The following is a 22867-nucleotide window of genomic DNA, read 5'->3' as shown; positions in this document are numbered from 1 at the left end:
GCAAGAATGGCTAAGGTATTCGCGATAGCGAACCAGAAAGGTGGCGTGGGCAAGACCACCACCTGCATCAACCTCGCAGCATCCCTGGTAGCGACCAAGCGCCGGGTGCTGTTGATCGATCTCGATCCACAGGGCAACGCCACCATGGGTAGCGGTGTGGATAAACACGGTTTGGAAAACTCGGTCTATGACCTGCTGATTGGTGAATGCGACCTGGCCCAGGCCATGCACTTCTCCGAACACGGTGGTTATCAATTGCTGCCGGCCAACCGCGACCTGACGGCCGCGGAAGTGGTGCTGCTGGAAATGCAGATGAAGGAAAGCCGTCTGCGCAGCGCCCTGGCGCCGATTCGTGAAAACTACGACTACATCCTGATCGACTGCCCGCCGTCGCTGTCGATGCTCACCCTCAACGCCCTGGTGGCCGCCGATGGGGTGATTATCCCCATGCAGTGCGAGTACTACGCGCTGGAAGGCTTGAGCGACCTTGTGGATAACATCAAGCGTATCGCTGAACTGCTCAACCCCGAGCTGAAGATCGAAGGCTTGCTGCGTACCATGTTCGACCCGCGCCTGAGCCTGATGAACGATGTTTCCGCGCAGCTCAAGGAACACTTCGGCGATCAGCTGTACGACACCGTGATTCCGCGCAACATCCGTTTGGCCGAGGCGCCGAGCTACGGCATGCCGGCATTGGCGTACGACAAACAATCCCGTGGCGCGCTGGCCTACCTGGCCCTGGCGGGCGAGATGGTTCGCCGGCAACGTAAACAATCGCGCGTCGCAGCCGCCCAGCCAACTTAAGGAATCCCCATGGCCGTCAAGAAACGAGGTCTCGGACGTGGACTGGATGCACTGTTGAGTGGTCCGACTGTCAGCGCACTGGAAGAACAAGCGGTGCAGGCCGACCAGCGTGAGTTGCAACACCTGCCCCTGGACCTGATCCAGCGTGGCAAGTACCAGCCACGCCGGGACATGGACCCGCAGGCACTGGAAGAACTGGCCAACTCGATCAAGAGCCAGGGTGTGATGCAGCCGATCGTGGTCCGTCCCATTGGTGGTGGTCGTTTCGAGATCATCGCCGGTGAACGCCGCTGGCGCGCCAGCCAGCAGGCCGGCCAGGAAACCATCCCGGCGATGGTCCGCGATGTACCGGATGAAACCGCTATCGCCATGGCGCTGATCGAGAATATCCAGCGCGAAGACCTCAATCCCATCGAGGAAGCGGTGGCCCTGCAGCGCCTGCAGCAGGAATTTCAGCTGACTCAGCAACAGGTCGCCGAAGCGGTGGGCAAGTCCCGCGTCAGTGTGGCCAACCTGCTGCGCCTGATTGCCTTGCCTGAGGTAATCAAGACCATGCTGTCCCACGGCGACCTGGAAATGGGTCATGCCCGTGCCTTGCTCGGATTGCCGGAAAATCAACAGGTTGAAGGGGCGCGACACGTTGTCGCACGAGGTCTCACTGTACGTCAGACCGAGGCGCTGGTTCGCCAATGGCTGAGTGGCAAACAGGAGCCTGCTGAACCGGTCAAGCCAGACCCGGATATCGCCCGTCTCGAGCAGCGCCTGGCCGAGCGCCTAGGCTCTGCGGTGCAGATTCGTCATGGGAAGAAGGGCAAGGGACAGCTGGTGATCGGCTATAACTCCCTGGATGAGCTGCAAGGCGTCCTCGCTCACATTCGCTGAAACATTTCCTCATGTAGCGCGCAGTCGGAAATCACTACCCGGCAGTTGAATAGGGGCTGAACCGCCCCTATACTCTGCGCGCATTTTGTCGGCACAAATTATGCCAAGTTATTGAATTCTGGCGGCCGACCCTTGAGGAGCAAGAGCGATGGAAACCCGCACGCCAAACCGCTTGCCGTTTCATCGCTTGGCGGTTTTTCCGGTTTTATTGGCTCAGTTGGTCATTCTGCTGATAGCCGCTCTGGCGCTTTGGCAATGGCGTGGAGTCGTTGCCGGGTACTCAGGCCTTTGCGGAGGACTGATAGCCTTGCTACCCAATGTGTATTTCGCTCACAGGGCATTTCGGTTTTCCGGCGCTCGAGCGGCCCAAGCCATAGTCCGGTCTTTTTATGCCGGTGAGGCGGGCAAACTGATTTTGACGGCGGTGCTGTTTGCACTGACGTTCGCAGGTGTGAAGCCACTGGCGCCGCTGGCTGTATTCGGCGTCTTCGTGCTGACCCAACTGGTCAGCTGGTTCGCTCCCCTGCTAATGAGAACAAGACTTTCGAGACCTTAGGGCGTTTGAGGCAACCATGTCAGCAGAAACAACCGCTTCGGGCTATATCCAGCACCACTTGCAGAACCTGACCTTCGGTCAGCTACCCAATGGGAGCTGGGGCTTTGCCCACTCCGCAGCAGAAGCCAAGGAAATGGGCTTCTGGGCATTCCACGTCGATACCCTCGGCTGGTCTGTCGCACTGGGTGTGATCTTCATTCTTCTGTTCCGCATGGCGGCCAAGAAGGCGACTTCCGGCGTGCCGGGCGCTTTGCAGAACTTCGTTGAAGTCATGGTTGGCTTCGTCGATGGCAGCGTGAAGGACAGCTTCCACGGCCGCAGCCCGGTGATCGCACCGCTGGCGCTGACCATTTTCGTCTGGGTGTTCCTGATGAACGCCATCGACCTGGTACCGGTGGACTGGATTCCACAACTGGCCATGTTGATCTCGGGCGATCCGCACATTCCATTCCGTGCCGTTTCCACCACTGACCCGAACGCCACCTTGGGCATGGCCCTGTCGGTGTTCGCGCTGATCATTTTCTACAGCATCAAGATCAAGGGCATCGGCGGCTTCATCGGCGAACTGACCCTGCATCCGTTCGGCAGCAAGAACATCTTCGTTCAAGCGCTGCTGATTCCGGTGAACTTCCTGCTGGAATTCGTGACCCTGATTGCCAAGCCGATCTCTCTGGCACTGCGTCTGTTCGGCAACATGTATGCCGGCGAACTGGTGTTCATCCTGATCGCTGTGATGTTCGGCAGCGGTCTGCTGTGGCTCAGCGGCATGGGTGTGGTTCTGCAATGGGCGTGGGCTGTGTTCCACATCCTGATCATTACCCTGCAGGCCTTTATCTTCATGATGCTGACCATCGTCTACCTGTCGATGGCGCACGAAGAGAACCATTAAGACCAGTCTCGACTAGTCTGATGTCCCTCTCGTTGCGGCGAGAGGGGGCCCGTCTCGGGCTCGATGAAACGATTTGTTTTACCGCTTTAATCTAAAAAACCTAAACCATACGACGTAAAAGTCGGGAGGAAAGATGGAAACTGTAGTTGGTCTAACCGCTATCGCTGTTGCACTGTTGATCGGCCTGGGCGCACTGGGTACCGCAATTGGTTTCGGCCTGCTGGGCGGCAAGTTCCTGGAAGGCGCTGCGCGTCAACCAGAAATGGTTCCAATGCTGCAAGTTAAAATGTTCATCGTTGCCGGTCTGCTCGACGCCGTAACCATGATCGGTGTTGGTATCGCTCTGTTCTTCACCTTCGCAAACCCCTTCGTTGGTCAACTCGCTGGCTAATCACTCGAGTATTCGAGTTGATTGGTGTGACGGACAACGAACGAGCGAGGTGTTGGCGTGAACATTAATGCAACCCTGATTGGCCAGTCCGTTGCGTTCTTAATTTTTGTATTGTTCTGCATGAAGTTCATTTGGCCTCCGGTCATTGCTGCTTTGCACGAACGTCAAAAGAAGATCGCGGATGGACTGGACGCTGCCAGCCGAGCAGCTCGTGACCTGGAACTGGCCCAAGATAAAGCGGGTCAGCAACTGCGCGAAGCTAAAGCTCAGGCAGCTGAAATCATTGAGCAAGCCAAGAAGCGCGGTTCTCAGATCGTCGACGAAGCCCGTGAACAGGCTCGTGTCGAAGCTGAACGTGTGAAGGCTCAGGCTCAGGCCGAGATCGAACAGGAACTGAACGGTGTCAAAGACGCGCTGCGTGCCCAACTGGGTAGCCTGGCAGTCAATGGCGCAGAGAAGATCCTGGGTGCCACAATCGATCAAAACGCGCACGCAGAGCTGGTTAACAAACTGGCTGCTGAAATTTAAGCGAGGGCGATCATGGCAGAACTGACCACGTTGGCCCGACCTTACGCTAAGGCGGCCTTCGAGCACGCTCAGGCCCACCAGCAGCTGGCCTCTTGGTCAGCCATGCTCGGCCTGGCTGCAGCGGTGTCACAAGATGACACCATGCAGCGCGTGCTTAAGGCCCCGCGACTGACGAGCGCAGAAAAGGCCAACACTTTTATCGAAGTGTGTGGCGACAAGTTTGATGCACAGGCACAGAATTTCATTCACGTTGCCGCCGAGAACGACCGTCTCCTGCTGTTGCCGGAGATCGCCGCTCTGTTCGACCTGTACAAGGCCGAGCAAGAGAAATCGGTGGATGTGGATGTAACCAGTGCGTTCGCATTGAACCAAGAACAGCAAGACAAACTCGCCAAGGTTCTCAGTGCACGGCTCGGCCGGGAAGTGCGACTGCACGCTGCGGAGGATGCCAGCCTTATTGGTGGCGTCGTAATCCGCGCCGGCGACCTGGTTATCGATGGCTCGATTCGCGGCAAACTCGCGAACCTTGCCGAAGCATTGAAATCTTGAGTTTGAAGGGGCAGCAGAGCAATGCAGCAACTCAATCCTTCCGAAATAAGTGAAATTATCAAGGGCCGCATCGACAAGCTCGATGTGACCTCCCAAGCCCGTAACGAAGGCACTGTCGTCAGCGTATCTGACGGCATCGTGCGGATTCACGGTCTGGCCGACGTCATGTACGGCGAGATGATCGAGTTTCCGGGCGGCGTCTACGGTATGGCCCTCAACCTGGAGCAAGACTCCGTAGGTGCCGTTGTATTGGGCGCGTACACCAGTCTGGCTGAAGGCATGAGCGCCAAGTGCACCGGCCGCATCCTCGAAGTTCCGGTTGGTAAGGAACTGCTGGGTCGCGTAGTCGACGCACTGGGTAACCCAGTTGACGGCAAAGGTCCGCTGAACAACACCGAGACCGATGCGGTCGAGAAAGTTGCTCCAGGCGTGATCTGGCGTAAGTCGGTAGACCAGCCTGTACAGACTGGCTACAAGGCTGTCGATGCCATGATCCCAGTCGGCCGTGGCCAGCGTGAGCTGATCATCGGTGACCGTCAGATCGGTAAAACCGCTCTGGCGATCGACGCGATCATCAACCAGAAAGACAGCGGCATTTTCTGCGTCTACGTAGCGATCGGTCAGAAGCAATCGACTATCGCCAACGTGGTTCGCAAGCTGGAAGAAAACGGTGCCCTGGCTAACACCATCATCGTTGCTGCCAGTGCTTCCGAATCGGCTGCACTGCAGTTCCTGGCACCGTACTCCGGTTGCACCATGGGCGAATACTTCCGCGACCGCGGTGAAGACGCGCTGATCGTTTATGACGATCTGTCCAAGCAAGCAGTGGCTTACCGCCAGATTTCCCTGCTGCTGCGCCGTCCACCAGGCCGTGAAGCCTACCCAGGTGACGTGTTCTATCTCCACTCCCGTCTGCTGGAGCGCGCTTCCCGCGTTTCCGAAGAGTACGTAGAGAAGTTCACCAACGGCGCAGTGACTGGCAAGACCGGTTCCCTGACCGCTCTGCCGATCATCGAAACCCAGGCTGGCGACGTTTCCGCGTTCGTTCCGACCAACGTGATTTCCATCACCGACGGTCAGATCTTCCTGGAATCGGCCATGTTCAACTCCGGCATCCGTCCGGCTGTGAACGCCGGTGTTTCGGTATCCCGTGTGGGTGGTGCCGCTCAGACCAAGATCATCAAGAAGCTGTCCGGTGGTATCCGTACCGCTCTGGCTCAGTACCGTGAACTGGCGGCATTCGCCCAGTTCGCTTCTGACCTGGACGAAGCGACCCGTAAGCAACTTGAGCATGGTCAGCGCGTTACCGAGCTGATGAAGCAGAAGCAATATGCGCCGATGTCCATCGCCGACATGTCCTTGTCCCTGTACGCCGCTGAACGTGGCTTCCTGACGGACGTCGAGATTGCCAAAGTTGGTAGCTTCGAACAGGCCATGATTGCTTACTTCAACCGCGATCACGCCGACCTGATGGCGAAGATCAACGTGAAGGGTGACTTCAATGACGAAATCGACGCTGGCCTGAAAGCCGGTATCGAGAAGTTCAAAGCCACCCAAACCTGGTAAGCCGCAGCGGGAGCCGCAAGGCTCCCGCTTGCTAACCTGATAGGTGTTACATGGCAGGCGCAAAAGAGATTCGCAGTAAGATTGCGAGCATCAAAAGCACGCAAAAAATTACCAGCGCCATGGAAAAAGTGGCGGTCAGCAAAATGCGCAAGGCACAAATGCGCATGGCTGCTAGCCGTCCTTATGCGGAGCGCATCCGCCAGGTTATTGGTCATCTGGCCAACGCCAACCCGGAATATCGTCACCCGTTCATGATCGACCGTGCTATCAAGCGCGTCGGTTACGTTGTGGTGAGCAGTGACCGTGGTCTGTGTGGTGGCTTGAACACCAACCTGTTCAAGGCCCTGGTCAAGGACATGGCGGTAAACCGCGAACAAGGCGTCGAGATCGATCTGTGTGTGGTCGGTAGCAAGGGTGCGGCCTTCTTCCGCAACTTCGGCGGTAACGTCGTTGCAGCTATCAGCCATCTGGGTGAAGAGCCGTCGATCAACGATCTGATCGGCAGCGTCAAGGTGATGCTGGATGCGTACCTGGAAGGCCGGATTGACCGCCTGTCCGTGGTATCCAACAAGTTCATCAACACCATGACCCAGCAGCCGACCGTGGAGCAGTTGATTCCACTGGAGGCAACCCCGGATCAAGAACTCAAGCACCACTGGGACTATCTCTACGAACCGGATGCCAAGGAGCTGCTGGACGGCTTGATGGTCCGTTACGTGGAGTCGCAGGTCTACCAGGCGGTGGTCGAGAACAACGCAGCTGAACAAGCGGCGCGGATGATCGCAATGAAGAACGCTACCGACAACGCCGGTGATTTGATCAGCGATTTGCAGCTGATCTACAACAAGGCGCGTCAGGCTGCGATCACCCAAGAGATCTCGGAAATCGTCGGCGGCGCTGCCGCGGTTTAACGGTTCAAATATTCAGAGGATCCAGCTATGAGTAGCGGACGTATCGTTCAAATCATCGGCGCCGTTATCGACGTGGAATTTCCACGCGACAGCGTACCGAGCATCTACGACGCCTTGAAGGTTCAAGGCGCCGAAACCACTCTGGAAGTTCAGCAACAGCTGGGCGACGGCGTGGTGCGTACCATTGCGATGGGCTCCACCGAAGGCTTGAAGCGCGGTCTGGACGTCAACAACACTGGCGCAGCCATCTCCGTACCGGTCGGTAAAGCGACCCTGGGCCGGATCATGGACGTACTGGGCAACCCAATCGACGAAGCCGGTCCTATCGGTGAAGAAGAGCGTTGGGGCATCCACCGTCCAGCTCCTTCCTTCGCAGAACAGGCAGGCGGCAACGACCTGCTGGAAACCGGGATCAAGGTAATTGACCTGGTTTGCCCGTTCGCCAAGGGCGGTAAAGTCGGTCTGTTCGGTGGTGCCGGTGTAGGCAAGACCGTAAACATGATGGAACTGATCCGTAACATCGCCATCGAGCACAGCGGTTATTCCGTGTTCGCCGGTGTGGGTGAGCGTACTCGTGAGGGTAACGACTTCTACCACGAGATGAAGGATTCCAACGTTCTGGACAAGGTTGCTCTGGTCTACGGCCAGATGAACGAGCCACCAGGAAACCGTCTGCGCGTAGCGCTGACCGGCCTGACCATGGCCGAGAAGTTCCGTGACGAAGGTAACGACGTTCTGCTGTTCGTCGACAACATCTATCGTTACACCCTGGCCGGTACCGAAGTATCCGCACTGCTGGGCCGTATGCCTTCCGCAGTAGGCTACCAGCCGACCCTGGCTGAAGAGATGGGCGTTCTGCAAGAACGTATCACTTCGACCAAGCAAGGCTCGATCACCTCGATCCAAGCGGTATACGTACCTGCGGACGACTTGACCGACCCGTCGCCAGCGACCACCTTCGCCCACTTGGACGCCACCGTCGTTCTGTCCCGTGACATCGCTTCCCTGGGTATCTACCCAGCGGTAGACCCACTGGACTCGACTTCCCGTCAGCTGGACCCGAACGTGATCGGCAACGAACACTACGAGACCGCTCGCGGCGTTCAGTACGTACTGCAGCGTTACAAAGAGCTGAAGGACATCATCGCGATCCTGGGTATGGACGAACTGTCGGAAGCCGACAAGCAGTTGGTATCCCGCGCTCGTAAGATCCAGCGCTTCTTGTCGCAGCCGTTCTTCGTGGCTGAAGTCTTCACTGGTTCTCCAGGCAAATACGTTTCCCTGAAAGACACCATCGCTGGCTTCAAAGGCATCCTCAACGGTGACTACGACCACCTGCCAGAACAAGCGTTCTACATGGTCGGCGGCATCGAAGAAGCGATCGAGAAAGCCAAGAAACTGTAATCCCGGCGCCCGGCAACGGGCGCTAATTTAGGTTGAGGCAAGCAGATGGCTATGACAGTCCATTGCGATATCGTCAGCGCGGAAGGGGAAATCTTCTCCGGTCTGGTGGAGATGGTGGTTGCGCACGGTGAACTGGGTGATCTTGGTATCGCTCTGGGTCACGCACCGCTGATCACCAACCTGAAGCCAGGTCCGATCCGCTTGATCAAGCAGGGCGGGGAAGCCGAGGTGTTCTACATCTCCGGTGGTTTCCTCGAGGTTCAGCCGAACATGGTCAAGGTTCTTGCCGATACCGTGCAACGCGCTGCCGACCTGGACGAAGCCTCCGCTCAGGAAGCCGTCAAGGCTGCTGAGAAGGCCCTGAATGAAAAAGGCGCAGATTTCGACTACGGTTCTGCTGCTGCACGTCTGGCCGAGGCCGCAGCTCAGCTGCGTACCGTCCAGCAGATCCGCAAGAAGTTCGGCGGCTAAGTCGCAGGCTTTCTGTGTGATTGATTAAAAAGGGTAGCCTCGGCTACCCTTTTTATTTTCCGCCATTCACCCCCCTTGGTCGCAGTCGCCGGCCCCCCAGGATTGGTAGCCAGTCATGTCTCTCGAAATCGTTATCCTCGCCGCGGGTCAAGGCACTCGTATGCGCTCGGCGCTGCCGAAGGTGCTTCACCCGGTCGCCGGCAACTCCATGCTCGGGCATGTTATCCACAGCGCCCGGCAACTCGATCCACAGCGCATCCACGTGGTGATCGGTCACGGCGCGGACGCGGTGCGTGAGCGCCTGGCGGCCGATGACCTGAATTTCGTGTTGCAGGACAAGCAACTGGGCACCGGCCACGCGGTGGCCCAGGCTGTACCTTTCATTACCGCCGACACGGTGCTGATCCTCTATGGTGATGTGCCACTGATCGAAGTCGAGACCCTGCAGCGCCTGCTCAAGCAAGCGGGTCCGGAACAACTGGGCCTGCTCACCGTCGAGCTGGATGACCCGACCGGCTACGGGCGCATCGTCCGTGACGCCAGTGGCAAGGTCACCGCCATCGTCGAGCAGAAGGATGCCAATGAAGCCCAGCGCGCGATCACCGAAGGCAACACCGGGATTCTCGCGGTGCCCGGCAAACGCCTCGGTGACTGGACCGGCCGCCTGTCCAACAACAACGCCCAGGGCGAGTACTACCTCACCGACGTGATCGCCATGGCGGTCAGCGACGGCCTGATTGTCGCCACCGAGCAGCCCCACGACGCCATGGAAGTGCAGGGCGCCAACGACCGCAAGCAGTTGGCGGAACTGGAACGTCACTACCAGCTGCGCGCGGCGCGCCGGCTGATGGCCCAGGGCGTGACCCTCCGTGACCCCGCGCGTTTCGACGTGCGCGGCGAAGTCTCGGTCGGCCGCGACGTGCTGATCGACATCAACGTGATTCTCGAAGGCCGAGTGGTGATCGAGGACGACGTGGTGATCGGCCCTAATTGCGTGATCAAGGACAGTACCCTGCGCAAGGGCGTGGTGATCAAGGCTAACAGTCACCTCGACGGCGCGGTAATGGGCGAGGGCAGCGATGCCGGCCCGTTCGCCCGTCTGCGCCCCGGCACCGTGCTGGAGGCCCGTGCCCATGTGGGTAACTTCGTCGAACTGAAGAATGCCCACCTGGGCCAGGGCGCCAAGGCCGGTCACCTGACTTACCTGGGTGACGCGGTGATCGGTGCTCGCACCAACATCGGCGCTGGCACCATCACCTGCAACTATGACGGGGTGAACAAGCACAAGACTGTCATGGGCGAAGACGTGTTCATCGGGTCCAACAACTCCCTGGTGGCACCTGTGGATATCTTGTCCGGTGCTACCACGGCCGCCGGCTCCACCATCACCCAGAACGTGGCGCCAGCCCAACTGGCAGTGGGTCGGGCCCGGCAGAAGAACATCGACGGCTGGAAGCGGCCGGAGAAGATCAAGAAAGACTGAGGTTATCCACAACCGCGGCGAACCTGTTCGCCGGTCAGCCAGTTCCTATGCTCAGCGGTAGGGGCTGGCTGAATGTGGATAACTTCCAACCCAACAACAGCGATTTTTTCACCTCCCCCGCTTGACGAAGTTTCGATCATAGGTTTTTATTGCGCCTGTTATCTTTCGAATCGAAACTTAAGCCGCCATGTCGAAGCGCAATACCCCCCAACGCCGCCACAATATCCTTGCCTTGCTCAATGAACAGGGCGAAGTGAGCGTTGATGCTTTGGCCAAGCGTTTCGAAACCTCTGAAGTTACGATTCGAAAGGATCTGGCCGCTCTGGAAAGCAATGGCTTGCTGCTGCGTCGTTACGGCGGCGCCATCACCATGCCTCAGGAACTGGTCAGCGACCTTGGCCAGCCGGTGTCCCTCTACAAGCAGGCGATTGCCCGGGCCGCGGTACAGCGCATCCGGGAACACGCACGAATCATCATCGACAGTGGCAGCACCACCGCCGCCATGATTCCCGAACTCGGCCAGCAACCCGGCCTGGTGGTGATGACCAACTCGCTGAATGTGGCCAACGCCCTGAGCGAGCTGGAGCACGAACCCGTGCTGTTGATGACTGGCGGCACCTGGGACCCCCATTCCGAGTCCTTTCAGGGCCAGGTGGCTGAACAGGTTCTACGCTCATACGACTTCGACCAGCTGTTTATCGGTGCCGACGGCATCGATCTGGCCCGCGGCACCACCACTTTCAACGAATTGCTGGGGTTGAGTCGGGTCATGGCCGAAGTGGCTCGTGAAGTGGTGGTGATGGTCGAATCCGACAAGATCGGCCGCAAGATTCCCAACCTGGAGCTGCCATGGAGCAGCGTCCATACCCTTATTACCGATGATCGCCTGCCCTTTGAGGTCCGCGACCAAATCCAGGCCCGCGGCATAACTCTGATTTGCGCGGCTGTCAGCTAGGAGAAAAACCATGTGTGGAATTGTTGGCGCCGTTGCTGAACGCAATATCACCGCCATTTTGCTGGAAGGCCTCAAGCGTCTCGAATACCGCGGCTACGACAGCGCCGGTGTGGCGGTCTACACCAACGCCGGCAAGCTTGAGCGCATGCGCCGCCCGGGCAAGGTCAGCGAACTGGAACAGGCCCTGGCCAGCGAGCCGCTGGTCGGCCGCCTGGGCATCGCCCACACCCGCTGGGCCACCCACGGCGCGCCGTGCGAGCGTAATGCCCACCCGCATTTCTCCGGCGACCTGGCGATCGTGCACAACGGCATCATCGAGAACCACGAAGCCCTGCGCGCGCAGCTCAGCGCCCTGGGCTACGCGTTCACCTCGGACACCGACACCGAAGTCATCGCCCACCTGCTGAACCACAAGCTCAAGGACCTGGGTGACCTCACCGTGGCCCTCAAGGCCACCGTCAAGGAACTGCACGGTGCCTATGGCCTGGCGGTGATCAGCGCCAGCCAGCCGGACCGCCTGGTGGCAGCCCGCAGCGGCAGCCCGCTGGTGATCGGTCTGGGCCTGGGGGAAAACTTCCTCGCCTCCGACCAACTGGCCCTGCGCCAGGTCACCGACCGTTTCATGTACCTGGAAGAAGGCGACATCGCCGAGATCCGCCGCGACAGCGTGCAGATCTGGGACATCGACGGCAAAGCGGTTGAGCGCGAAGCAGTGCAGTACCGCGACGGCGCCGAAGCGGCGGAGAAGGGCGAGTTTCGTCACTTCATGCTCAAGGAAATCCACGAGCAGCCATCCGTGGTGCAGCGCACCCTGGAAGGTCGCCTGAGCGCCAATCAGGTGCTGGTGCAGGCCTTCGGTCCACAAGCCGCCGAGCTGTTCGCCAAGGTGCGCAATGTGCAGATCGTTGCCTGCGGCACCAGCTATCACGCCGGCATGGTCGCCCGTTACTGGCTGGAAGAACTGGCCGGCATCCCCTGCCAGGTGGAAGTGGCCAGCGAGTTCCGCTACCGCAAGGTGGTGGTGCAGCCCGACACCCTGTTCGTGACCATCTCCCAGTCCGGCGAAACCGCCGATACCCTGGCGGCTTTGCGCAACGCCAAAGAGCTGGGCTTCCTGGCCAGCCTGGCCATCTGCAACGTCGGCATCAGCTCCCTGGTGCGCGAGTCCGATCTGACCCTGCTGACCCAGGCCGGTCGCGAAATCGGCGTGGCCTCGACCAAGGCCTTCACCACCCAACTGGTGGGCCTGCTATTGCTGACCCTGTCCCTGGGCCAGGTACGTGGCACCCTGGCCGCCGGCGTCGAAGCCGAGCTGGTAGAAGAACTGCGCCGCCTGCCGATCCGCCTGGGCGAAGCCCTGGCCATGGACGGCGTAGTGGAGAAGACCGCCGAGCTGTTCGCCGACAAGCACCACACCCTGTTCCTCGGCCGTGGCGCCCAGTACCCAGTAGCGATGGAAGGTTCGCTCAAGCTCAAGGAGATTTCCTACATCCACGCCGAAGCCTACCCGGCCGGCGAGCTCAAGCACGGTCCCCTGGCCCTTGTGGATAACGATATGCCTGTGGTCACTGTGGCGCCGAACAACGAGCTGTTGGAAAAACTCAAATCCAACCTGCAGGAAGTGCGTGCCCGTGGCGGCGAGCTGATCGTGTTTGCCGACGAACAAGCCGGCATGACCAATGGCGAAGGCACCCACGTGATCCAGATGCCGCACATCCACGACATCCTCTCGCCGATCCTCTACACCATCCCGCTGCAACTGCTGTCCTACTACGTTGCCGTGCTCAAGGGCACCGACGTCGACCAGCCGCGCAACCTGGCCAAGTCGGTGACCGTGGAGTGAGTTATCCACAGCTGCCTGCCAGGCGGCTGTGAACCCATCACCCAGAAAGTCCCGGCTTGTGCACAGGCCGGGACTTTTTATTGAGCTGTGGAAAACCTATGAAACTGCGTTTGATTTATGGATGGACGCTGGTCCTGATGCTGGTTGTCCTGCTGCTGGGCGGGCTGACCCCGGTGCTGTCCAACAGCCTGTTGCTGCTGAAGGATCGGGCCAACTTCATTCCCGCCGAATCCTCCATCTGGACCTTCGAGCCGACCCTGATTAATCAGGGTTCTTCTTCCTATTGGCTGTACGGGGAAGATCGGCACTACTACTTCTATTTTTCCTACGCCGAAGATCAGCCCTACCGGCTGATTGCCAAGAACAACCCGTGCCCGGGATTTGATCGGCACGATGTCGGCACCTGGTGTATCCCCTGAAGCCGGAGCCCTGGATTATGCTGCTGGCTCGCGGCGCTCACCGGGCAGGCGCCGGCAGCTGAGGTAGGGCATGGACAGGTTCCAGGAAATGCAGGTGTTCGTTTGCGTCGCTCAGGAGCAAGGCTTCGCTGCTGCCGCTCGGCGCCTGAGTCTGTCGGCCGCCAGTGTGACCCGCGCCGTCGCCGCGCTGGAGCAGCGCATCGGTACTCAGTTGTTGATCCGCACCACTCGCAGCGTGCACCTGAGTGAAGCCGGGCAAGGCTATCTGGAGGATTGCCGGCGCATTCTGGCCGAGGTCCAGGACGCCGAGGCTTCGGCCGCCGGCATCCACGCCCAGCCCCGGGGCCAATTGACCCTGACTGCGCCGGTGCTGTTCGGTGACCTCTTCGTCACCCCGCTGCTGGTGCGCTACCTGCAACGTTATCCACAGGTCAGCGTCAACGCCCTGCTGCTGGACCGGGTGGCGAGCATGGTGGAGGAGGGCATTGATGTGGCGATACGCATTGGTGAGTTGCCCGACAGTGGCCAGCACAGCGTCCGAGTCGGCGAAGTGCGCCGCGTTGTCTGCGCCGCGCCGGAGTTTCTTGCCGTCCACGGCCGTCCCCAGCATCCCGATGACCTGCGCCAGGCGCCGGTGATCGCGCCGTCGTCCGTGGGCCAGGCGCGCAACTGGCAGTTCAACGATGCCGGTCGGCCCCTGAGCATTCGGCCCGAGCCGCGGTTGCTGGTGAGTGCCAACCAGGCAGCCATCAGCGCTGCCTGTCTGGGGTTGGGCCTGACCCGGGTGCTGTCCTATCAGGTTGCCGACCAGGTCGCGGCGGGGCAGTTGGAAATTGTCCTCCAGGCCTTCGAGCTGGCGCCCTTGCCGATCCATGTGGTGTACCAGGGCGGGCGCAAGGCGCCGGCGCGGGTGCGCAGCTTTGTCGACTTCGCCGTACAGGCCCTGCGTGAGCATCCATCGCTCAATCCTTGATCAGCGTTATTGCGCTGGATGAAAGGATGGATTGCGATTTCTGGTGATTCTGTTGTTTTTTCCCAGGGATCAAGATGGGGCTCCCAGCGCGGCACTTCGACCGCGCCTCGTTCGCGGAGTCGACCATGTCCCTGCTGCCGATCAAGTTCTACAACTTTCCCCGTTCCGGGCATGCCCATCGGGTCGAGCTGATGCTGTCCCTGCTGGACCTGCCCAGCGAAACCATCTTTGTCGACCTGGCCAAGGGGGCCCACAAGCAGGCGGACTTCCTCGCCCTCAACGTCTTTGGCCAAGTGCCGGTGATCGATGACCAGGGCGTGGTGCTGGCCGATTCCAATGCGATCCTGGTGTATCTGGCCCAGCGTTATGGTCAGGGCCGCTGGTTGCCCAGCGATCCGGTGGGCGCGGCCCAGGTGCAGCGCTGGCTGTCGGTGGCGGCGGGGCAGATCGCCTTTGGACCGGCGGCGGCGCGGTTGATCACGGTGTTTGGCGCCTCGTTCAATGCCGAGGAAGTCATCGCCCGTGCCCACGCGCTGCTCAAGATCATGGATCAGGAGCTGGCGAGCCGGCCCTTCCTGGTAGGGCAGCAGGCGACTATTGCCGATGTCGCGGGCTACAGCTACATCGCCCATGCCCCGGAAGGCAACGTGTCCCTGGACGCTTACCTCCATGTACGGGCCTGGCTGCAGCGTATTGAAGCCTTGCCCGGCTTTGTCCCCATGCCATCCACGGCGGCGGGTTTGAAAAGCGCCTGAAGAGCCACTCTGCGGAGGCCACCACATGAGCACGCATTCACCTTGGCATGCCGGCGAACGGCAATTGCAGATCCAGGCTGGGGTGGCCGAGCGCATGGAAGCCTTCGGCGCCAAAGTCATCCGTCCGGCCATGCCCGAGCAGCACCAGCAGTTCTTCGGACAACTGCCGTTCATCCTGGTGGGCGCGGTGGATGCCCACGGCGATCCCTGGGCGAGCCTGCTTGAAGGTCCGCCCGGTTTTGCCCAGGCCCCGCAAGCCAACCTGCTGCGCCTTGCCAGCCTGCCGGCCGCCGATGATCCGCTGCAGTTGCAGGAAGGTGCGGCAGTGGGCCTGTTGGGGATCGAACTGCATACCCGGCGACGCAATCGTCTCAACGGTCGTATCGGCGAGCTCGATAGCCGAGGCTTTTGCCTCAGGGTGCAGCAGTCGTTTGGCAACTGCCCGCGCTACATCCAGTTGCGCGATCTGCAACGGGTGCCCTTGAGCGATCCGGTCAGCCGCCCGGCCCAGCACCGACAGGACCTGGACCCGGCGGCCCGGGCCCTGATCGGCGCCGCCGATACCTTCTTTGTCGCCAGCTATGTCGATGTGGAGGGCCAGCGTGCGGTAGATGTCTCCCATCGTGGCGGCCCGGCCGGGTTCGTTCGGGTCGAAGGCAACTGCCTGACCATCCCGGATTTCGCCGGCAACCTGCATTTCAATACCCTGGGCAACCTGCTGCTCAATCCCCGGGCGGGCTTGCTGTTCATCGACTTTCACAGTGGCGAGTTGCTGCAACTCAGTGGGCGTACCGAAATCATCTTAGGCGGCCCGCTGGTCAGCACCTTCCAGGGGGCCGAGCGCGTGTGGCGCTTTACCGTGGAGCGGCTGGTGCGGCGGCCGGCAGCCCTGTCCCTGCGGGGCTTGTAACGGGCCCTGGGCGCCTGCAGAAAAAAGTCCTCGCCAGCGATTGCCGCCAGCCGCGGCCCTGCGTAGGCTGGCGCGATCTCAAGGTTGATCATCTGCAGAGCGCCCGGCACGCCGGGGCTTTGTTGCGTTAAAGGGAATCAACGATTCATGCTGCCCCGGGTCTTGCTCCGCCTCTTCGCCCTATTGCTTTGCCCGGTGCTGCTCAGCGCCTGCCGCCACGAAGACGCCCCCCCTCTGGATCAACAACTCTACATCTGGCAACGGCAGTGGACGCCCGCCCACGCCGAAGCCCTGGCCGGTTCCCGGGCCGACTTTTCCACAGCCCGGGTCCTGGCCCTGCAGGCTTTTCCACAGGCTGGCTGGAGCCGTGCGCGGATCGACGCCGGCTTGCTCAAGCAGGATGCCCGGCCGTTGATCGCGGTGATCCGCCTCGACGGGCAACTGCCGTCCCTGGACCAGGACGAAATCATCCGTCAGGTCCAGCAACTGCTGACGGACTGGCAGGAGCAGGGCCTGACCCTGACCGGGATCGAGATCGACCACGATGCCGGCAGCGCGCGATTGCCCGCCTACGCCAAGCTGCTTGAGCGCTTGCGGGCTGTACTGCCGAGCCACCTGGCCCTGAGCATCACCGCCTTGCCGGCCTGGCTCGACAGTCGCGAGTTGCCGGGCCTGCTGGCCAAGGTCGACAGCAGCGTGCTGCAGGTGCACGCCGTGAGTGATCCTCGGCAGGGCCTGTTCGACCCACGACAAGCCGAACAGTGGGCCAGGCGTTGGGCGCGCATCAGCGACAAACCCTTCTATCTGGCCTTGCCCGCCTACGGCGTCGCCTTGCTCCCCGCTGCCGAAGGCGCGCCCCTGGTGGAAAGCGAGGCGCCGCTGCGACGGCGCGGTCAGCGCCAGGAGCTGATGGCCGACCCCGAGCAACTGAGCCAGTTGGCCAGAACCCTGCGCAACGACCCGCCGCCGCATCTGGCCGGCCTGATCTGGTTTCGCCTGCCCCTCAAGGGCGATGTGCGGGCCTGGAGCCTGGAGACCCTGCGGGCGGTGGCCCGGGGCGATGCCCTGGCCGGCCAACTGGGCATCCGCCTGGAGGAACAGGACGGCCTGTTCGACATCCGCTTGAGCAACGCGGGCAACCTCGATCAGCCCTTGCCTGAACAACTGACCCTGGCCGTTGCCCAATGCGACGGATTCGACGGGCTGGGCGGCTATGCCGCGCAGCTGCGCGACGGCCAACTGCGGTTGACCCGGCAACAGAGCGGCCGCCTGGCCGCAGGTGCCAGCCGCGCCGTGGGCTGGGCCCGCTGTACAAAAATTGACCAAGGAGCTGCGCATGTTCGTCCCTAGATCCCGTCACCTGCTGTGCCTGAGCCTGTGCCTGCCCCTGGCTCCGGCCCTGGCCTGCGGACCGACTTTCCCCATGCGCCTGCTGGACGACCGGCCACAGACGCTGGCGCAGCTGCCCGAAGGCAGTTTCCAGTTCGAGATCAGCCGCCTGGGTCAGCCCATCGTCGGGCTCATGCCGGTCGCCAAGAATGGTTTCAGTGTCGATTACAGCCTGCCTGACAGCTATTCGGTGCAAGAGCGTAACTGGGCCGAACAGCAAGGGCTGGACCAGGCTCAGCAAACCCTGGTCGGCCAGCTGCGCAAGCTCAATGACGCACGCGTGGCGGAGCAACAAGGGGCCAGCCTGCCGCTGGAGATCAAGCTCTACACCGCGGGCGCCGTGGCCTTCAGCGCCGGGGATCATGAGTTGGCGGCGGAGTATTTCCGCAAGGTGCTGGCGCTGCCCGCCGAGCAACGCGCCCTGCGCAGTACCTGGGCGGCCTATTCCCTGGGGCGGGCCCTGTCCTTTATCAGCGAGCAAGCCAACGAGCTGGACGATCAGGGCCGGCACGACATGCGCCAGTCGGCGCGCCAGGCGTTCGCCCAGACCCGTCAGCTGAGCATCGACGCCTTCAGCGACCCCCTGGGCCTGGGCGTCGCCAGCCTGGGGGAGGAGGCCCGCATCCTCAAGGATCAGAACGACTGGAGCCAGGCCATCGATCTGTATGCCGTCCAGAACCAGCTGGGTTCGGAGGTCGGCTACAGCTCCCTGAAGCAGGTGGTGGGCGAATTGAGCGGCCTGCCGGACGCGCAGTTGCTGGAGCAGCTCAAGCATCCTTCCGTAGCCCGCTTGCTCACCGCCTCCTTGATCTCGCACCAGGCCTGGTCCTTTGGCGAGCGGCCCGAGTCGGAGGTGAAACTGATCAAGCTGCTGAGCCAGGGCACTGCGGGCAGCTTCGACAACGCCGACCGGCTGGCGGCGCTGAATTATCAGAATGGCGATTTCGCCACCGCCCAGCGGTTGCTCGAGCATGCCGGCGATGGCGGCCTGGCCTGGTGGTTGCGGGCCAAGATGGCCCTGCGTGATGGCGACAAGGTGGCTGCTGCCGCCGCATACGCCAAGGCCGCCGCGGCCTTCCCCCGAGACGAGAGCTGGGGCTTTCGCGGTGATTACGACGGCAATTACGAAGACCTCAAGCCCGGTTGCCGGGTCGAAGGCGAAAGCGCCCTGCTGGCCCTGGATCGTGGCGACTACGTGCAAGCCTTCGAGCTGCTCTACCGCAGCGGCGACATCTACTGGCACGACGCAGCCACTGTGGCGGAGCGGGTGCTGACCCTGGATGAACTCAAGCAGTTCGTCGATACCCAGGTGCCCGCACCGCCGCCGACGCCCAAGCAGCCGGACGCCTACTACGAAACCCTGCCGATTGCCGCCCAGGTGCGCGAATTGCTCGGCCGGCGCCTGCTGCGCGAAGGCCGCTACGAAGAGGGTTGGGGCTACTTCGACAGCCCGGAGCGCCAGGCCATCGCCAAGGCTTACGGTGAGTACCGGCGCAGCGCCGAGTCGGCCTGGTTGCCCACGCGTCGGGCAGAGGCCTATTACCAGGCCGGCAAGCTGGCCCGTGCCTCGGGGATGGAGATCCTGGGTTACGAAATGGGCCCGGACTATCACAGCCTCTGGGGCAGCTACAGCCTGGAGATCCCGCCGGTGCAGGCCGGGCCCTTTGTCAGCGCCGATGAAGTGCAGCGTCAGCAAGCCACCACCGCCGCGCCCGACGTGCGTTACCACTACCGCTACCTGGCCGGGGAACTGGGCAACCAGGCCGCGGACTTCCTGCCTCACACCAGCCAGGCCTATGCCGCGGTGCTGTGCAAGGCGGCGCGCTGGACCCGGGGCAGCGATGCGGAGATCACCTACTACCGGCACTACGTGGAAAACGGTCCCTTTGTGGAGTGGGCCGGCAACTTTGGCATGAACTGCCAGGAGCCGGACTTCGGTAGCGCCAACAAGCGCTACCTGACCCAGTGGCTGTCGGCCTCGCGCACGGCGATGAGCGAGCACAAGCTGGCGACGGGGGCGGGGGCCGGCGTGGTGCTCGGGGCTGCCTATTGGCTGTGGCGCCGCCGCGTCCAAAAGGCCTAAACAAGACCTGTAGCCGCTGCCGCAGGCTGCGAACGAGCTGGGCGGCACTCCGACGCAGCGGTCGCGGCGATTGTTGGGGCGTGCGCATGCTGTCGGGAGATTGCCAGGCAAGGCCCTTTGGGCCTTTTCGCAGCTTCGCTATGGCTCAGCAGCGGCTACAGAGATCGCTGCAGCAGAGATCGGTGTAGCAGAGATCGAAGTGGCGGCGATCCTTGGGCCCGTCAGGCCTGCTGGACGAATGTCAGGCGCAAGGCAAAGCCGATCAGCAGGCTGCCAAACAGCCATTGCTGCAAACGTTGCGCCGAGGGGCTGCGCTGCATCCAGCGGCCCAGCCCGGCACCGGCCAGGGCGTAGCAGCAGTCGAACAGCCCGCCCACCGCCACCAGCAACACACCCAGGGTGACGAATTGGGGGGCTACCGCGCCGGCCTGGGGATCGATGAACTGCGGCAGCAGCACCGAGCAGAACAGCAATGCCTTGGGGTTCAGCAGGTTGGTCAGCAGGCCGCGCTGAATCGCCTGGCGCCAGCGCAGGGGCGTGGCCGCCGTGCCGGCGCTGTCGAGGTTGGGCAGGAGGTTGGCCCGCAGGCACTGGATACCGATCCACAGCAGGTAGGCGGCGCCCGCCAGGCGTACCACGTCGAAGGTCCAGGGGGCGGCCTTGAACAGCGCCGCCAGGCCCAGGGCGGCCAGGGCCACATGACAGCCGCGGGAGACAGCCAGCCCCAGGGCCGTGGCCAGCGCCTGGGCCTTGCCCTGGCGGGCACCGGTCTGCAGCAGCAGGATCATGTCAGGCCCGGGCAGCAGGTAGACCACCGCCAGAGCCAGGAAATACATCCACAGTTGCGCCACCTTGCACCCCCATTCGTTGTCGAGTCGGTGCGCCCAGTTTAGGGCCACAGGGGCGGGCAGGTGCTTGCGTAATCAACCAGCAAGGCGGTGAAAATTGGCATAATCTTCCAACTTTCAATGGAGTGACCATCCGGATATGCCAAACATGAAACTCGATGCCTACGACCGTAAGATCCTCGCTGCCCTGCAGCGCGACGGCCGCCTGAGCAATGTGCAACTGGCCGAGGAGATCGGCCTGTCGCCGTCACCCTGTTTGCGCCGGGTGCGCATGCTGGAGGAGGCGGGGGTGATCCGTGGCTACCAGGCGACCCTGGACCGGGATGAAGTGGGGCTGGGGCTGACGGTGTTCGTCGGGGTCAAGGTGGAACGGCACAACGACGCCGAGGCCGAAGCCTTCCGCCAGGCGGTGTTGCAGTTGCCGGAAGTGATCTCGGCGTTCCTGGTCTCCGGCGAATCGGACTTCCTGCTGCAGGTGGTGGTCCCGGATCTGCGCGGTTACGACCGTTTCCTCACTGGCCACTTGCTGAAGATCCCCGGGGTCAGCGATATCCGCAGTAACTTCGCCATTCATACGGTGAAAACCCCGGGGCCCCTGCCATTGGGGCATCTACCGGGGTGATCAACAGCGCTGGCCGGGGCGTTTGTTCGCGCATGACCGCGTAACGGGCGCAAACCCGCTACTGGTGGACCTGTCTCAGGTCCACCAGTAGCGCACCAGGTGGAAGAAGATCGGCGCGGCGAAGCACACCGAATCCAGGCGATCGAGCATGCCGCCGTGGCCTTCGATCATGTGTCCCCAGTCCTTGACCCCGCGGTCGCGCTTGATCGCCGACATGACGATGCCGCCGGCAAAGCCCAGCAGGTTGATCAGCAGGGCGATCAGGAACGACTGCCAGATGTTGAACGGGGTGATCCAGAACAGCGCGCCGCCGATCAAGGACGCCAGGAGGATGCCGCCGACAAAGCCTTCGACGGTCTTGGACGGTGACAGGTTGGGGGCGATCTTGCGTTTGCCGAAGAGTTTTCCACAGACGTACTGCAGCACATCCGAGAGCTGCACCACGATCACCAGATAGGCGATCAGCAACAGGTTGCGGCCTTCGTAGCCGGCGATGTCCAGGGTCAGCAGGGCCGGCACGAAGGACACGCAGAACACCGCGATCATCAGCCCCCACTGAACCTTGGAGGCGCGTTCCAGAAAGTGCGTGCTGTCGCCCCCCAGGGACGCCAGGATCGGCAGCAGCAGGAAGACGTAGACCGGGATGAAGATCGAGAACAATCCGTACCAGTCGGAGTAGATCAGCAGGTACTGCAGGGGCAGGGCCAGGTAGAAGGCCGCCACCAGGGCCGGGTAGTCGCTGCGCCGGGTCGGGGTCAGGGTGAGGAATTCGCGCAGGGCGTAGAACGACACCGCGTAGAACAGCAGGATCACCGCCGCCGTGCCGAGCCAGAAGGCGATGCCGATCACCAGCACCATCACCCACCAGGCATTGATCCGCGCATTGAGGTTGTCGATCACCGGGTTGGGCGCGCCGCGGGTGCGCCACTTGAGGATGAAACCGATCAGCGAGGCCAGCACCAGAATGGCGCCGATGCCGCCGAACAACATCAGGGTCTGCTTATCCATTTCAGCTGTGCTCCGGAGCCATGGCCAGCAGCGCGGCGCGGCTGCGTTCGAGAAAGTGTTCCTTGCTTTCATCCTCTTCCAGGGTCAGTGGCGCACCGAAGCTGGTGGTGCACAGCAGGGGCAGGGGCAGGAAGCGACCCTTGGGCATGACCCGGTTGAGGTTGGCGATCCACACCGGAATCACCTCCACCTGTGGATAACGTTTGGCCAGGTGGTAGATCCCGCTCTTGAACGGCAGCAGGCCGTCTTCCAGGTTGCGCGTGCCCTCCGGAAAGATGATCAGCGAGTCGCCGTTGTCCATGGCATCGAGCATCGGCTGCAGCGGATTGTTATCCACAGCCTCCTTGCGCTCGCGGTCGATCAGCACGCCGTTGAACACCCGGTTGATGATGTAGCGGCGCAGGGCGCTTTTGTGCCAGTAGTCGGCACCGGCCACGGGCCGGGTCAGTTTGCGCAGGGCCGGCGGCAGCGAGGCCCAGAGCAGCACGAAGTCGCCGTGGCTGCTGTGGTTGGCGAAGTAGATCCGCTGCACCGGTCGCGGCGCGGAGCCGAGCCACAGGCTGCGGGCGCCAGTGATGCTGCGGGCGGCGGAGGTGATGAGGTTGGCAACCAGGGGTTCGAACATGGG

23 protein-coding genes and 1 pseudogene are annotated in these 22867 nt (G+C 61.8%); 21 read left to right on the top strand and 3 right to left on the bottom strand.

All coding sequences use genetic code 11. The features are described from left to right. Positions 1 to 6 precede the first annotated feature (6 nt). From WIN67_RS30905 to WIN67_RS30810, 20 genes and pseudogenes are all read left to right on the top strand, one after another. A complete protein-coding gene (locus WIN67_RS30905) occupies positions 7 to 804 on the top strand; it encodes a ParA family protein (RefSeq protein ID WP_011064388.1) in 798 nt (265 codons plus the stop codon). A gap of 9 nt (positions 805 to 813) precedes the next feature. Continuing rightward, a complete protein-coding gene (locus WIN67_RS30900) occupies positions 814 to 1686 on the top strand; it encodes a ParB/RepB/Spo0J family partition protein (protein ID WP_011064387.1) in 873 nt (290 codons plus the stop codon). Positions 1687 to 1834: 148 nt separating this feature from the next. Next, the gene (locus WIN67_RS30895; RefSeq protein WP_016964883.1) at positions 1835 to 2242 is read left to right on the top strand and encodes a F0F1 ATP synthase subunit I; all 408 of its coding nucleotides are present in this window, start codon (positions 1835 to 1837) and stop codon (positions 2240 to 2242) included. A gap of 16 nt (positions 2243 to 2258) precedes the next feature. After that, a complete protein-coding gene (gene atpB / locus WIN67_RS30890; RefSeq protein ID WP_102862414.1) occupies positions 2259 to 3131 on the top strand; it encodes a F0F1 ATP synthase subunit A in 873 nt (290 codons plus the stop codon). Positions 3132 to 3264: 133 nt separating this feature from the next. Further along, positions 3265 to 3522 carry a F0F1 ATP synthase subunit C gene (gene atpE, locus WIN67_RS30885; RefSeq protein ID WP_002555987.1) on the top strand — a complete coding sequence of 86 codons (258 nt, stop codon included), beginning with the start codon at positions 3265 to 3267 and terminating at the stop codon, positions 3520 to 3522. A 57-nt stretch (positions 3523 to 3579) separates the two neighbouring features. Then, the gene (locus WIN67_RS30880; RefSeq protein WP_011064385.1) at positions 3580 to 4050 is read left to right on the top strand and encodes a F0F1 ATP synthase subunit B; all 471 of its coding nucleotides are present in this window, start codon (positions 3580 to 3582) and stop codon (positions 4048 to 4050) included. Positions 4051 to 4062: 12 nt separating this feature from the next. Continuing rightward, positions 4063 to 4599 (top strand): F0F1 ATP synthase subunit delta, encoded by a 537-nt coding sequence (locus WIN67_RS30875; RefSeq protein WP_102862413.1) that lies wholly within the window; start codon positions 4063 to 4065, stop codon positions 4597 to 4599. Between the two features lie 21 nt (positions 4600 to 4620). After that, on the top strand, positions 4621 to 6165 hold the full coding sequence (gene atpA / locus WIN67_RS30870; protein ID WP_102862412.1) for a F0F1 ATP synthase subunit alpha: 1545 nt from the start codon (positions 4621 to 4623) through the stop codon (positions 6163 to 6165). A gap of 50 nt (positions 6166 to 6215) precedes the next feature. After that, positions 6216 to 7076, top strand: a complete 861-nt coding sequence (atpG, locus tag WIN67_RS30865) for a F0F1 ATP synthase subunit gamma (RefSeq protein ID WP_011064382.1) — start codon at positions 6216 to 6218, stop codon at positions 7074 to 7076. A gap of 27 nt (positions 7077 to 7103) precedes the next feature. Beyond that, positions 7104 to 8480, top strand: a complete 1377-nt coding sequence (gene atpD / locus WIN67_RS30860; RefSeq protein WP_007924510.1) for a F0F1 ATP synthase subunit beta — start codon at positions 7104 to 7106, stop codon at positions 8478 to 8480. Between the two features lie 45 nt (positions 8481 to 8525). Continuing rightward, on the top strand, positions 8526 to 8951 hold the full coding sequence (locus WIN67_RS30855; RefSeq protein WP_011064380.1) for a F0F1 ATP synthase subunit epsilon: 426 nt from the start codon (positions 8526 to 8528) through the stop codon (positions 8949 to 8951). A gap of 115 nt (positions 8952 to 9066) precedes the next feature. Next, complete coding sequence (gene glmU, locus WIN67_RS30850) at positions 9067 to 10434, top strand: bifunctional UDP-N-acetylglucosamine diphosphorylase/glucosamine-1-phosphate N-acetyltransferase GlmU (RefSeq protein WP_123390167.1); 1368 nt, start codon at positions 9067 to 9069, stop codon at positions 10432 to 10434. Positions 10435 to 10621: 187 nt separating this feature from the next. After that, positions 10622 to 11389, top strand: coding sequence for a DeoR/GlpR family DNA-binding transcription regulator (locus WIN67_RS30845; protein WP_102862410.1), 768 nt, complete (start codon positions 10622 to 10624; stop codon positions 11387 to 11389). A gap of 10 nt (positions 11390 to 11399) precedes the next feature. Continuing rightward, positions 11400 to 13232, top strand: a complete 1833-nt coding sequence (glmS, locus tag WIN67_RS30840; RefSeq protein WP_110594160.1) for a glutamine--fructose-6-phosphate transaminase (isomerizing) — start codon at positions 11400 to 11402, stop codon at positions 13230 to 13232. Between the two features lie 98 nt (positions 13233 to 13330). Next, entirely contained in the window at positions 13331 to 13651 is a 321-nt protein-coding gene (locus tag WIN67_RS30835) for a hypothetical protein (RefSeq protein ID WP_102862408.1), read from the top strand. 70 nt (positions 13652 to 13721) lie between these two features. After that, positions 13722 to 14624: a LysR family transcriptional regulator gene (locus tag WIN67_RS30830; protein ID WP_102881384.1), complete on the top strand. Its 903-nt coding sequence runs from the start codon at positions 13722 to 13724 to the stop codon at positions 14622 to 14624. 125 nt (positions 14625 to 14749) lie between these two features. Beyond that, the gene (locus tag WIN67_RS30825; RefSeq protein WP_410897017.1) at positions 14750 to 15379 is read left to right on the top strand and encodes a glutathione S-transferase family protein; all 630 of its coding nucleotides are present in this window, start codon (positions 14750 to 14752) and stop codon (positions 15377 to 15379) included. A 25-nt stretch (positions 15380 to 15404) separates the two neighbouring features. Beyond that, positions 15405 to 16280: pseudogene (locus tag WIN67_RS30820) on the top strand (pyridoxamine 5'-phosphate oxidase family protein); the annotation flags it as partial. A gap of 156 nt (positions 16281 to 16436) precedes the next feature. After that, on the top strand, positions 16437 to 17639 hold the full coding sequence (locus tag WIN67_RS30815; protein WP_170001385.1) for a DUF3142 domain-containing protein: 1203 nt from the start codon (positions 16437 to 16439) through the stop codon (positions 17637 to 17639). After that, positions 17626 to 19761: a hypothetical protein gene (locus WIN67_RS30810; protein ID WP_339070455.1), complete on the top strand. Its 2136-nt coding sequence runs from the start codon at positions 17626 to 17628 to the stop codon at positions 19759 to 19761. The genes WIN67_RS30815 and WIN67_RS30810 overlap by 14 nt, the downstream gene beginning before the upstream one ends. Before the next feature lie 221 nt (positions 19762 to 19982). On the opposite strand, the gene WIN67_RS30805 is transcribed toward WIN67_RS30810, so the two are convergent. Continuing rightward, entirely contained in the window at positions 19983 to 20597 is a 615-nt protein-coding gene (locus WIN67_RS30805; protein ID WP_222933553.1) for a LysE family translocator, read from the bottom strand. A 160-nt stretch (positions 20598 to 20757) separates the two neighbouring features. Between WIN67_RS30805 and WIN67_RS30800 the strand changes: the two genes are divergently transcribed. Then, positions 20758 to 21231: an Lrp/AsnC family transcriptional regulator gene (locus WIN67_RS30800; RefSeq protein WP_011064366.1), complete on the top strand. Its 474-nt coding sequence runs from the start codon at positions 20758 to 20760 to the stop codon at positions 21229 to 21231. 75 nt (positions 21232 to 21306) lie between these two features. On the opposite strand, the gene WIN67_RS30795 is transcribed toward WIN67_RS30800, so the two are convergent. After that, the gene (locus WIN67_RS30795) at positions 21307 to 22239 is read right to left on the bottom strand and encodes a phosphatidate cytidylyltransferase (RefSeq protein ID WP_102881378.1); all 933 of its coding nucleotides are present in this window, start codon (positions 22237 to 22239) and stop codon (positions 21307 to 21309) included. A gap of 1 nt (position 22240) precedes the next feature. Beyond that, positions 22241 to 22864 carry a lysophospholipid acyltransferase family protein gene (locus tag WIN67_RS30790; RefSeq protein ID WP_339070454.1) on the bottom strand — a complete coding sequence of 208 codons (624 nt, stop codon included), beginning with the start codon at positions 22862 to 22864 and terminating at the stop codon, positions 22241 to 22243. Positions 22865 to 22867 lie beyond the last annotated feature (3 nt).

The sequence above is a fragment of the Pseudomonas idahonensis genome (assembly GCF_037903935.1).
Taxonomy (GTDB): Bacteria; Pseudomonadota; Gammaproteobacteria; order Pseudomonadales; family Pseudomonadaceae; genus Aquipseudomonas; species Aquipseudomonas danubii.
Note: the sequence above shows the minus strand (reverse complement) of the source record. Positions and strands in the feature narration are given on the sequence as shown.